This window comes from Streptomyces sp. NPDC001204, from assembly GCF_053598035.1.
In genome coordinates this window covers 1-13,679 of the sequence record NZ_JBSFJL010000004.1, presented here as the reverse complement: position 1 = coordinate 13,679, position 13,679 = coordinate 1, and the positions used below count along the sequence as shown (strand labels likewise).

Sequence of the window (13,679 nt, the reverse complement as noted above, 5' to 3'; positions counted from 1 at the left end):
GCCGGACCTGCGGCATGTCGCGCAGGCCGGTGAGGCGCTGGTGCTGGGCGACCGGGTGCGCGAGCTGTGCGGCGCGAACCCGGACCGCGTGCTGCACAACCACTACGGCCCGTCCGAGACGCACGTGGTCACCGCGCACACCCTGCCCGCGGACCGCTCGTCCTGGCCCCGGCACGGCGCGCCGATCGGGCGTCCGGTGTGGAACACCCAGGTGTACGTGCTGGACGCGGCCCTGCGACCGGTGCCGGACGGCGTCGGCGGCGAACTGTACATCGCGGGCGCGCAGTTGGCCCGCGGCTACCACGACCGTCCGGGCCTGACCGCGGAGCGGTTCACGGCCGACCCGTTCGGGCCGCCCGGCGCCCGGATGTACCGCACCGGCGACCTGGTGCGCTGGAACCGCGGCGGTGAGCTGGAGTACGCCGGCCGCGCGGACCACCAGGTGAAGATCCGCGGTTTCCGGATCGAGCCGGGCGAGATCGAGGCCGTGCTGCGCACCCACCCCGAGGTGGCGCAGGCCGCCGTGGTGGCCCGGGAGGACGCGCGCGGCGGCCGCCGTCTGGTCGGCTACGTGGTGCCGGTGGCCGGCGCGATCGGGCGGACCGCGCTGCGCGCGCATGTCGCGGCCGCGCTGCCGGACCACATGGTGCCCGGGACGTTCGTGCTCCTGGACGCGTTCCCGCTGACCCCCAGCGGCAAGCTGGACCGGGCCGCGCTGCCGGTGCCCGAGCCCGAGGCGCCCGAAGGGCGCGCCCCGCGCGGCCCGCGGGAGGAGATCCTCTGCGGCCTGTTCGCCGAGGTGCTCGGTGTCGGCTCGGTCGGCGTCGACGACGACTTCTTCGCCCTCGGCGGCCACTCGCTGCTGGCGACCAGACTGGTCAGCAGGATCCGCGGCACGCTGGGCGTGGAAGTGGCCGTACGGGACGTCTTCGAGTCCCCGACCGTGGCGGGCCTGGCCGGCAAGGCGGCGGGCGCGGCGGGAGCCCGCGCCGCGGTCCGCGCGATGCCCCGCACGGACCTGGTCCCGCTGTCGTTCGCGCAGCGCCGGCTGTGGTTCCTCAACCGTCTTGAGGGCCCGAGCTCCACGTACAACCTGCCGCTGGCCGCCCGGCTGACCGGCCCGCTCGACGTCGAGGCGCTGCGGGCCGCGCTCGGTGACGTGGTGGCCCGGCACGAGAGCTTGCGCACCACGTTCCCCGAGATCGACGCCACTCCCCGCCAGTCGATCGCCCAAGCCGGACAGGCCGCCCCCGTCTTCGTCGTCTCCGAGGCCGACGAGGCCGGTCTGGAAGCCGCCCTGGAGGAGGCCGCCTTTAGCGGTTTCGACCTGGCTGGTGAACTTCCTTTGCGGGCACACCTGTTCCGGCTCGGTCCGGACCGCCATGTGCTGCTGATCGTGATGCACCACATCGCGGGCGACGGTCTGTCCATGGCGCCGATGGCGCGCGACCTGGCCGAGGCGTACGGCGCCCGGCTGGCGGGCCGCGCGCCCGACTGGGCGCCGCTGCCGGTCCAGTACGCGGACTACACGCTGTGGCAGCGCGAGGTGCTGGGCAGCGAGACCGAGCCGGACAGCGGGATCGCCCGGCAACTGGAGTTCTGGCGGGCCGCTTTGACCGGGCTGCCGGACGAGCTGCGGCTGCCCGCCGACCGGCCCAGGCCCGCGGTGGCCAGTCACCGGGGCTCCACGGTTCCCTTCGCGGTCCCGGCCGAACTGCACGACCGGATGGCGCGGTTGGCCCGGCGGACCAGGACCAGCCTGTTCATGGTCGGCCAGGCCGCGCTCACCGCGCTGCTGACCCGGCTGGGCGCGGGCACCGACATCCCGCTGGGCACCCCGGTCGCCGGCCGCGACGACGAGGCGCTGGACGACCTGGTCGGCTTCTTCGTCAACACCCTGGTGCTGCGCACCGACACCGGCGGCGACCCGAGCTTCGCCGCACTCCTCGACCGGGTCCGCGAGAACAGCCTCGCCGCCTACGCCCATCAGGAGGTGCCGTTCGAGCGACTGGTGGAGGTGCTCAACCCCGAACGCTCCCTCGGCCGTCATCCGCTCTTCCAGGTGTGGCTGAACCTCCAGAACACCGCCGACGTCGAGATCGGACTGCCCGGTCTGGAGATCGGCGCGCAGGGCGTCGGCATCGGCGCCGCCAAGTTCGACCTGGCTTTCAGCCTGCGCGAACGCTACGACGAGCAGGGCGGACCGCTGGGCATGACCGGCCTGGTCGAGTACAGCAACGACCTGTTCGACCCGGAGACCGTCTCGCGGATGGCCGACCGGCTGCTGCGCCTGCTGGACGCCGCCTGCGCCGACCCGGACCTGCCGATCAGCCGTCTGGAGGTACTCTCCCCGGCGGAGCGGCAGCAGGTGCTGTACGACTTCAACGCGACCGCGCACGACGTGCCCCGGGGCACCATCGCCGAGCTGTTCGGCCGTCAGGCCGCCGCCACCCCGGACTCGGTGGCGATCAGCTTCGACGGCACGGAGCTGGGGTACGCGCGACTGGACGCCGAGGCCAACCGCCTCGCGCACCTGCTGGTCGGCAGGGGCGTCGGCCCCGAGGACGTGGTGGCCGTCGCGCTGCCGCGGACGCCGCAGTCGGTGGTCGCACTGCTGGCAGTGCTCAAGGCCGGTGCCGTCTACCTGCCGGTGGACCCGGCCTATCCGGCCGAGCGGATCGCCTTCATGCTCGCCGACGCCGGGCCGGCCGTGCTGCTGACCGAAGGACCGGCCGCCGCCGGGCTGCCCGGCTCCGACGTCCCGCGGATGCTCCTCGACGACGCCGGTGTGCGCGCCGAACTGGCCGCGCTGCCGGACACCGCGCCGGACACGGGCCGCACGGCCTCCCCCGCCAACGCCGCCTACATGATCTACACCTCCGGCTCCACCGGCACGCCCAAGGGCGTGGTGGTCCCGCACGAGGGCATCGGCGGCTTCGGAGCGATCCGCGAGCAGTTCGGCCTCGACGCGAGCAGCCGGATGCTCCAGTTCGCCTCCTCCAGCTTCGACGCCGCCATCTGGGAGGTGCTCGCGCCACTGCTGGTCGGCGGCGTCCTGGTGATGGCCCCCGCCGAGGACCTGGCGGTCGGCGAGCCGCTGGCCGCGCTGCTGGCCCGGGAACGGGTCACGCACGCCAACATTCCGCCGGCCGCGCTCGCGGTGCTGCCGCCGGGCGCGCTCCCGGACGGCATGAACGTGATCGTCGCGGGTGAGGCGTCCGCGCCCGACCTGATCGCCCGCTGGGCGGACGGCCGTCGGCTGCTCAACGCCTACGGCCCGACCGAGGCGACCGTGTGCGCCACCGTCAGCGCACCGCTCACCGCGGGCGTCAACCCGCCGATCGGCCGCCCGCTGTGGAACGTGCGGGTGCTGGTCCTCGACGAGGCGCTGCAACCGGTTCCGGTCGGCACGCCCGGCGAGGCGTATCTGGCCGGGGCCGGTCTGGCCCGCGGCTACGCAGGCCGGCCCGGACTGACCGCCGAGCGGTTCACGGCCGACCCGTACGGGCCCGCCGGCTCCCGGATGTACCGGACCGGCGACCTCGTCCGCCGGCTGCCGGACGGCGACCTGGAGTTCGTCGGACGCTCCGACGACCAGGTCAAGATCCGCGGCTTCCGCATCGAACCGGGCGAGATCGAGTCGCTGCTCGCCGCCCACCCCGACGTGGCGCAGGCCGCCGTGCTCGCCCGGGAGGACGAGCCGGGCGAGAGGCGCCTGGTCGCCTATGTGGTCGCCGGGGAAAGCCGTTCCACGCCCTCGGCGGCGGCGCTGCGGGAGCATGTCGCCGCGCGGCTGCCCGATTACATGGTGCCGTCGGCCTTCGTGGTGCTCCCGACGCTGCCGCTGACCCCCAACGGGAAGATCGACCGCCGGGCGCTGCCCGCGCCGGAGTCCACCGGTCGTTCCGGTGGCCGTACCCCGCGCAACGCGACCGAGGCCGGGCTGCGGCAGATCTTCGCCGAGGTGCTGGGCGACGAGGACGTCGACGTCGAGGCGAACTTCTTCGAACTCGGCGGGCACTCCTTGCAGGCGACCAAGCTGGTCAGCCGGATCCGCAGCGAGTTCGCCGCCGAACTGCCGCTGCGCGACTTCTTCGAGAACCCGACCGTGGCCGGGCTGGCCGTGCTGGTCGGCGGGGCCGGGGAAGCCCGGCGGACCGTGGTGCCGCGGCAGCGGCCGGAGCACGTCCCGCTGTCGTTCGCACAGCGCCGGCTGTGGTTCCTCAACCGCCTGGAGGGACCCAGCCCGACGTACAACATCCCGCTGTCCATGCGGCTCACCGGCTCCCTCGACGTGGAGGCGTTGCAGGCCGCGATCGGTGACGTGGTGGCCCGGCACGAGAGCCTGCGCACCACGTTCCCCGAGACCGGCGGCACTCCCCGCCAGGAGATCCTGGACCCGGAGGCGGCGACACCCCGGCTGCGGATCGCCGACGTCGCACCGGACGAACTGGACGCCGCGGTCGCCGGGGCCGTCGGCCACGGCTTCGACCTGGCCGCCGAACTGCCGGTGCGGGTGCACCTGTTCACCGTGGGCCGGCGCGACCACGTGCTGGTGTTCCTGGTCCACCACATCTGCTGCGACGGCTGGTCGCTGGGCCCGCTGCTGCGCGACCTGTCCGACGCCTACCGGGCCCGGACGGCCGGGCGGGCCCCGCAGTGGACGCCGCTCGCCGTGCAGTACGCCGACTACGCCCTCTGGCAGCGCGACGTGCTCGGCAGCGAGGACGACCAGGACTCCCGGCTGGCGGCGGAGTTGGGCCACTGGCGCGAGCAGCTGGCCGGCATGCCGGAGGAACTGGCGCTGCCGACCGACCTGCCGCGCCCGGCCCGGCCCAGCCACCGAGGCGGACTGGTCCGGCTGCGGTTCGAGCCTCCGGCGCACCGTGCGCTGGTCGAGCTGGCGAAGACCGCGGGGGCCAGCCCCTTCATGGTGGTGCAGGCCGCGCTCGCCGCGCTGTTCGACCGGATCGGCGCGGGCAGCGACATCCCACTGGGGACCACGGTCGCCGGACGCACCGACGACGCCCTGGACGAGCTGGTCGGCTTCTTCGTCAACACCCTGGTGCTGCGCACGGACACCAGCGGCGACCCGACCTTCCGGGCACTGGTCGAGCGGGTGCGGCGCAGCGACGTCGCCGCCTTCGAGAACCAGAACGTGCCCTTCGAACGGCTCGTGGAGGTGCTCGCCCCCACCCGCTCGATGTCCCGGCACCCGCTGCTCCAGGTGATGCTCAACCTGCTGAACACCCCGCCGGCCGAGCTGAGCCTCGGCGACGACCTGACCATCGCCCAGCAGCCCCACGGCCTGCGGGTGGCCAAGTTCGACCTGGCGTTCAACCTGGCCGAGACGGTGGACGCGGACGGGCGGCCGGACGGCATCGTCGGTGTGGTCGAGTACAGCACCGACCTGTTCACCGAGGGCACCGTCCAGTCGCTGGCGGACCGGTTGGTCGCACTGCTCGAGCGGCTGCTGGCCGAGCCGGACCGGCCGATCGGGGAGCACGACCTGCTGACCGCCGGCGAGCGGGAGCTGCTGCTCGGCGCATGGAGCGGCACCGAGCCCGAGGCGCCGGCGGGCACCCTGGCCGAGCTGTTCGAGGCGCAGGCGGCGCGCACCCCGCGAGCGACGGCCCTGTGGTGCGAGGGCGAAGCGACCAGCTACGCCGAGCTGAACCACCGGGCCAACCGGCTGGCCCACGAACTGATCGCCCGCGGGGTCGCCCCGGGCCGGATCGTCGCGGTCGCCGTCCCGCGCTCCCCCCAGCAGGTCACCGCGTTCCTGGCGGTGGCCAAGGCGGGCGCCGTCCACCTGCCGGTCGATCCGGAGTACCCGGCCGAGCGCGTGGCCTTCATGCTCGCGGACGCCGCACCGGCCGCCCTGCTCGCCACCGGGGCCTCACGCGGCCTGCTGCCCTCCGCACCGGCCGTGCCGACCTGGGTCCTGGACGAACCGGGATTCGCCACCTCGGTGGCCGCTCGTCCGGCGACCGACCCGCCGAAGGCGGGGACCGTGAACAGCCCCGCCTACGTCGTCTACACCTCCGGGTCGACCGGCCGGCCCAAGGGCGTACTGGTCGGGCACACCGGTCTGGCGTCCTTCGTGCACAGCCACGTCGAACGGCTGGGCCTGGACGGCGGAAGCCGGGTGCTCCAGGTGGTCTCGACCAACTTCGACGTGTCGGTGGGCGATCTGGCGATGGCCTTGCTGTCCGGGGCCACGCTCGCCCTGCCGGGCCCAGGCCGCGACCTGATCGGCGAGGGCCTGGCCGACGTCCTCGAAGCCTCCGAGGCCACCCATGTGATGCTGCCCGCCCCGCTCCTGGGCACCCTCCCGGAGCGGGACCTGCCCAGCCTGCGCTGCGTCGTCTCCGGCGGCGAGGCGCTCTCACCGGGCCTGCTGGCCCGCTGGTCGGCCGGACGCACCGTCGTCAACGCCTACGGGCCGACCGAGACCACCATCGCCGCCACGCTCAGCGGCCCGCTGTCCGGCGACACGACGCCGCCGATCGGCCGCCCGGTCGCGGGCACCCGTGTCGCGGTGCTCGACGAGCGGCTGCGCCCGGTGCCGGTGGGCGTCGCGGGCGAGCTCTGCGTCTCCGGTGCCGGAGTGGCGCTGGGCTACCTGGGCCGCTCGGCACTGACCGCGGAGAGATTCGTGGCCGACCCGTTCGGGCCGCCCGGCACCCGGATGTACCGGACCGGCGACCTCGTGCGCTGGAACCGCGACGGTGAGCTGGAGTTCGTCGGACGCTCCGACCAGCAGGTCAAGATCCGCGGCTTCCGGGTCGAACCCGGCGAGATCGAGACCGCACTGCTCGCCCGGCCCGGACTCGCCCAGGCCGCGGTGGTCGTACGCGAGGACCGGCCCGGCCTCAGACAGCTCGTGGCCTACGTCGTCCCGGAAGAGGGTGCCGAACCGCCGGAGCAGGCCGTGCTGCGCAAGGACGTCGCGGCCGCGCTGCCGGACTACATGGTCCCCGCCGCCTTCGTCGTGCTGGACGCGCTGCCGCTCACCGTGAACGGCAAGCTGGACCGCGCCGCGCTGCCGGCTCCCGAGTTCGGCACCGACGAACCCGGCCGCGGTCCGGCCACCGAGCGGGAGGCCGCCCTGTGCCGGATCTTCGCCGAACTGCTCGGCCGGGAGACGGTCGGGGCCGACGACGGCTTCTTCGACCTCGGCGGCGACAGCATCGTCTCCATCCAACTGGTCAGCCGGGCCCGGGCGGCGGGGATCGAACTCACGGTGGCGGACGTGTTCGAGCACCGCACCCCCGCGGCGCTCGCCGGGATCGCCGAGGCCGCGACCGAGTCCTTCACCGAGGACGCGGACGCGGGCATCGGAGAGCTGCCGCTGACCCCGATCATGCACTGGTGGCGGGAGCACGGAGGCCCGGTCGACGGCTTCCACCAGGCGATGACGGTCCGGACGCCCGCCGCGCTCGACCTCGCCGGACTGACCGCCGCCGTACAGGCCGTGCTCGACCGGCACGACGCGCTGCGGCTGCGGCTGAGCAGGTCCGGCGAGGAGGACTGGCGGATCGAGGTACGCCCCCGCGGCGAGGTCCGCGCCGAACAGCTGGTGCACCGGGTGGACTTCGCGGACGTCGCCGCATCCGGGGACGCCGAGGCGCAGCGCGCCCTGCTGGTGGAGCACGGCCGGGCGGCCGCGCGGCGGCTGACGCCGGAGTCCGGCTCGCTGGTGCGGGCGGTCTGGTTCGACTCCGGTGCAGACCGGCCCGGCCTGCTGCTGCTGGCCGTGCACCACCTGGTGGTGGACGGCGTGTCCTGGCGGATCCTGCTGCCGGACCTGGCCACCGCCTGGTCCCAGGTGGCGGCCGGTGAGGAACCGCGCCTCGAGGTGGTGCCCACCTCGCTGCGCACCTGGGCCGGACGCCTGGCCGAGGAGGCCGAGAGTGCGCTCCGGATCGAGGAACTTCCGCTGTGGCGAGCCGCGTTGAGCGGCCCCGACCCGCGACTGGGTGCCCGGCCGCTGGACCGGGAGCGGGACGTGTTCGGCACGGCGCGGAGCCTGCGCCTCACGCTCCCCGCGGACGTGACCGAGCCGCTGCTGACGAGCGTGCCGGCCGCCTTCGACGCCGGGATCAAGGACGTGCTCCTGGCCGCCTACACGGTGGCCGTGGCCTCCTGGCGGGCCCGGCGCCGGCCGACCCGGGGGAACGCGGTGCTGGTCGAGATGGAGGGCCACGGCCGCGAGCCGGTGGTCACAGGCGCCGATCTGGGCCGGACCGTCGGCTGGTTCACCAGTTCCTTCCCGGTGCGCCTCAATCCCGGGCAGGTGGACTGGAACGACTTCTGGGGCGGCGGCGAGGCGGTGGACGCCGTGCTCGCCAAGGTGCGCGCCCAGCTCGGCGAACTGCCGGACGGCGGCATCGGCTACGGCCTGCTGCGCTACCTCAACGAGCGCACGGGGCCGCAACTGGCCGCCCTGCGCACGCCGCAGCTCGGGTTCAACTATCTGGGCCGGTTCGCCGCCGGCGGTGGTGACGCCCCGGCCCAGGACTGGAGCCCGCCACCCGGTATGGCCGGGCTGACCGGCGGCGGCGACGCCGCCATGCCCATGGCGCACAGCCTGGACGTCAACGCGCAGACCGAGGACCGTCCGGACGGCCCGCGGCTGGTCGCCGCGTGGGCGTGGCCCGACGGGATGTTCGACGAGGCGGACGTGCGGGACCTGGCCGAGTCCTGGTTCCGGGCGCTGACGTCCATGGCCGACCGCGCCCACGCCCTCACGGCGGCACCCGCCCGGTCGGGCACGCCCACCTTGGTCCCGGTGGACCAGCAGGAACTGGACGAGTTCGAGAACGAACTGGACGACGAGGGGTTGTCATGGTGAACCAGTCGCGCATCGAGGATCTCCTGCCCTTGTCGCCCTTGCAGGAAGGGCTGCTGTTCCACTCCCAGTACGCGCAGGACGACGAGACGGCACTCGACGTCTACACGGTGCAGATCGCGGTGGACCTGGACGGGACACCGGACACCGACCGGCTCCGTGACGCGGCCGCCTGGCTGCTGCGCCGGCACGCCAACCTCCGGGCCGGCTTCCGCCGCCGCAAGAACGGTGATCCGGTGCAGGTGGTGTACCGCGGCGTCGAGCTGCCCTGGTCCGAGGTCGACCTCACCGATGGTCCGGCGGACCGGCGGGAGGACCGGCTCGCCGAGCTGATGGCCGCCGACCGGGTGCGCAGATTCGACCTGAGACGTGCGCCGCTGCTGCGCTTCACCCTTATCCGGCTGGGCGAGGGTCGCTGCCGGTTCCTGATGACCAATCACCACATCCTGCTCGACGGCTGGTCAGGACCGCTGCTGATGCGCGAGCTGTTCGCGCTCTACTCCGGCGGCGAGCTGCCGCCGGTGACGCCCTACCGCGACTACCTGTCCTGGCTGGGGCGGCAGGACCGGCGGGCCGCCCTCGCCGCCTGGCGCGACGCGCTGGGCGACGTCCGCGAACCGACCCTGGTCGCGCCGGACGCCGACCGCGGCGCGGTGGTGCCGCAGGACCTGCTGGTCACGCTGCCGGAGAAGCTGAGCAGCGGGCTGGCCGAGACGGCCAGGCGCTGCGGCGTCACGCTGAACACCGTGGTGCAGGCGGCCTGGGGCGTTCTGCTGGGCCGGCTGACCGGACGCGACGACGTCGTGTTCGGCGGAACCGTCTCGGGCCGGCCCTCGGCGGTCCCCGGTGTGGAGAACATGGTCGGCTCGTTCATCAACACCCTGCCGGTGCGAGTCTCCGCACGGCCGGCCGAGTCCTGGGCGCGGCTGCTGGAACGGCAGCAGCGCCGACAGGTCGACCTGCTCGACCACCACCACCTCACGCTCGCCGACGCCCAGGCGCAGTCCGGGGTGACCGGCGAACTGTTCGACACCTTGGTCGTGTTCGAGAACTATCCGGTGGAGGCCGACGGGCTCGGTGAACTCGCCGCGGGCCTGCGGATCACCGGCGCGGTCGGCCAGGACGCGACCCACTACCCGCTGAGCCTGTTCCCGGCGCCCGGCCGGCGCATGCGGATCCGGCTCGGCTACCGACCGGACCTGTTCGACCGGGAGCGCGCGCAGGGCATCCTGGACGCGCTGGTCGGCATCCTCACCCTGATCCACGCCGATCCCGAGGCACCCGTCGGCCGGGTCCGGGCCCTGCCCCCGGCCCAGCGCCACCGGCTGCTGACGGAGTGGAACGACACCGCGCTGCCCGTGGCCGCCGAGTCCCTGGTCGACGCCTTCCAGCGGAACGCGGCACTCACCCCGGACGCCGTCGCCGTGATCGACGCGGACGGCGCGGTGTCCTACCGGGAGCTCGACGAGCGCGCCAACCGCCTCGCCCGCCATCTCGCGGGCTCGGGCGTCGGACCGGAGTCGTGGGTCGCCGTGGCCCTGCCGCGCGGGAGGGCGCTCCTGACGGCACTGCTCGCGGTCCTCAAGGCGGGCGGCGCCTACCTCCCATTGGACCCGGAGTACCCGGCCGACCGGATCGGCTACATCCTCGACGACGCACGCCCCTGCGCGCTGCTGACCGACTCCTCGGTGACCGGCCTGCCCGAGGCCCCCGGGGTGCGGCGCGTCGTGCTGGACGGAACCGCCGTCACCGACGCCCTCGCGCAGCTTCCCGGCACCGGGCTGACCGACGCCGACCTGACCAGGCCGGTCCATCCGGCCAACCCGGCCTACGCGATCTACACCTCCGGCTCCACCGGCCGTCCCAAGGGCGTCGTGGTCTCCCGCGCCAATATCGCCAACCTGGTCGCCGACATGCGCGGCCGCACGGAGATCAAGGCCGCCGACCGGCTGGTCGCGGTGACCACCGTCGCGTTCGACATCGCCGCGCTGGAGCTGTTCGTGCCGCTGAGCGCGGGCGCCACCGTGGTCATGGCCTCCCGCGACCAGGTGCTGGACCCGCCGGCACTCGGCCGGCTGATCACCGGCACCGGCGCCACGGTCATGCAGGCGACCCCCACGCTGTGGCAGGCCCTGGTCTCGGAGCGGCCGAAGGCCCTGGCCGGACTGCGGGTCCTGGTCGGCGGCGAACCGGTACCGGCGACCCTCGCCACCCGCCTGTGCGAGCTGGCCGCCGAGGTCACCAACGTCTACGGCCCGACCGAGACCACGGTCTGGTCCACCTCGGCCCGGCTGGGCGGCCGGCCGGGTCTTCCGGCGATCGGCCGGCCCATCGCCAACACCCGGGTCTACGTGCTGGATTCCGCGCTCTCCCCCACCCCGGTCGGAGTCGCGGGCGACCTGTACCTGGCGGGCGACGGCGTGGCCCGCGGCTACGCGGGCCGGGCCGGCCTGACCGCCGAGCGGTTCACGGCCGACCCGTTCGGCGCGCCGGGCTCCCGCATGTACCGCTCCGGCGACGTGGCGCGCTGGGCGGACGACGGCCAGCTGGAGTTCGTCGGCCGGGTGGACGACCAGGTGAAGATCCGCGGCTTCCGGGTCGAACCCGGCGAGATCGAGGCGGTGCTGACCGAGCACGAGGACGTCTCCCAGGCCACCGTGGTCGCCCGGACCGACGAGTCGGGCGAGAACCGCCTCGTCGCCTACCTGGTGCCGGTCTCCGGCCGGACGGTTCCGGCCGTGGACGCGCTGCGCGCCCACGCGGCGACCCGGCTTCCCGACTACATGCTGCCTGCCGTCTTCGTCCCGCTGGACGCACTCCCGCTGACCCCCAACGGCAAGGTGGACCGCAAGGCGCTGCCCGCCCCCGACTTCGCCGCGCTGGTCACCCGCCAGGGCCCGCGCACCCCTCAGGAGGAGATCCTGTGCGGGCTGTTCGCGGAGATGCTCAACCTGACGTCGGTCGGCGTCCACGACAACTTCTTCGAACTGGGCGGCCACTCGCTGCACGCGACCCGTGTGGTCAGCCGGATCAGATCCGTCTTCGAGGTCGAACTGCCGCTGCGGGAGCTGTGGGAGGCGCCCACCGTCGCGGAACTGGTCGGCCGCATCGGCGGCGCGGCCGACGCCCGGGCCACCCTGCGGCCGTGGGAACGGCCGGCGGAGATCCCCCTGTCGTACGCGCAGCGCCGGCTGTGGTTCATGAACCGCTTCGAGCGGACCAGCACCGCCCACAACATCGTCCTCGCGGTGCAGATCAGCGGGCGGCTGGACGTCGACGCGCTGCGCGACGCCGTACGGGACGTGGTCGCCCGTCACGAGAGCCTGCGCACCGTCTTCCCGGACCGGGACGGCGAGCCGCGCCAGGAGATCCTCTCCCCGGACCGGGGCTGCGAGCTGGCTCTCGTCCGCACCACCGCGGCAGACCTGGACACCGCCATCACGGCGGCGTCCGCGCAGAGCTTCGACCTGGCCGTCGAGACCCCGCTGCGGGTCACCCTGTTCGAGACCGGCCCGGAGTCGCACGTCCTGCTGACCGTGCTGCACCACATCGCCGGCGACGGCTGGTCGCTCGACCCGTTCTCCGCCGACCTGGCACGCGCCTACACCTCACGGGCCGCCGGCGAGACGCCCGACTGGCAGCAGCTGCCGGTGCAGTACGCCGACTACACCATGTGGAACTACGGGATCCTGGGCTCCGAGGACGACCAGGACAGCCTGATCCACCAGCAACTCGCCTTCTGGAAGGAGACGTTGGCCGGGCTGCCGGACGAGCTGCGCCTGCCCACCGACCGGCCGCGGCCGGCCGAGGCCGACTACCGGGCCGACTCGCTGCTGGTGCACCTCCCGGCCGAGCTGCACCGCGATCTGGCCGCACTGGCCCGGCAGACCGGCACCACGCTGTTCATGGTGCTCCAGGCCGGCCTCGCCTCACTGCTGTCGGTGCTCGGCTCGACGTCCGACGTGGTGCTGGGCAGCCCGATCGCGGGCCGTACGGACGACGCGCTGGAGCGGGTCGTCGGCTTCTTCATCAACACGCTGGTGCTGCGCACCGACCTGTCCGGCGACCCGACCTTCACCGAACTGCTGGGCCGGGTGCGTGAGGCGGATCTCGCGGCCTACGCCCACCAGGACGTGCCGTTCGAGCGGCTGGTCGAGGTGCTCAACCCGGAGCGCTCGCTGGCCCGCCACCCGCTCTTCCAGGTCTCGCTGGCACTGCAGAACACGCCGGAGAGCAGCATGGGCCTCACCGGCCTGGACTGCACCGTACGTCAAGTTCCTGTCAAATCCACCCAGTTCGACCTCTCCCTCAGCTTCAACGAGAGCGTCGACCGCGAGGGCGAACTCCAGGGCATCAGCGGCCTCGTGGAGTTCCGCCTCGACCTCTTCGACCGCTCGACCGTCGAGGAGCTGGGTGAGCGGCTGGTGCGCTTCCTGGAAGCCGTGGTCGCCGACCCGGAACTTCCGGTGCGGGCCGTCGATGTGCTCTCGGCGCCCGAGCGGCATCGGGTGCTGGTGGAGTGGAACGACACGGCGCGCGATGACGTGCTGCCGGTGACGTTCCCGCAACTGTTCGGCGCGTCCGTGGAACGCGATCCGGACGCGGTCGCGGTGGTGTCCGGCGAGGAGTCGCTGTCGTACCGGGAGACGGACGAACGCGCCAACCGGCTCGCCCGCGTCCTGACCGACGCCGGAGTCGGCCCCGAGCGCCTGGTGGCACTCCTCCTGCCTCGCTCGGCCGACATGATCGTGGCCCAACTCGCCGTCCTCAAAGCAGGCGGCGCCTACCTGCCCGTCGACCCCGACTACCCGGTCGAACGCATCGC

At 73.8% G+C, this 13,679-nt stretch carries 2 protein-coding genes (1 of these 2 running past the window's edge); both read left to right on the top strand.

Going from position 1 to position 13,679, the window contains the following annotated elements:
* A protein-coding gene (locus tag ACWC91_RS07370) for an amino acid adenylation domain-containing protein (RefSeq protein WP_450641843.1) crosses the window boundary here: on the top strand, positions 1 to 8,857 show its 3' portion. The gene continues 5,318 nt to the left of window position 1, outside the view; only the last 8,857 of its 14,175 coding nucleotides appear in the window; its start codon lies beyond the left edge, outside the window; the stop codon is at positions 8,855 to 8,857.
* Positions 8,851 to 13,679 (top strand): amino acid adenylation domain-containing protein (locus tag ACWC91_RS07365; RefSeq protein WP_450725833.1); only part of this gene is annotated, 4,829 nt, incomplete at its 3' end. The genes ACWC91_RS07370 and ACWC91_RS07365, both read left to right, overlap by 7 nt.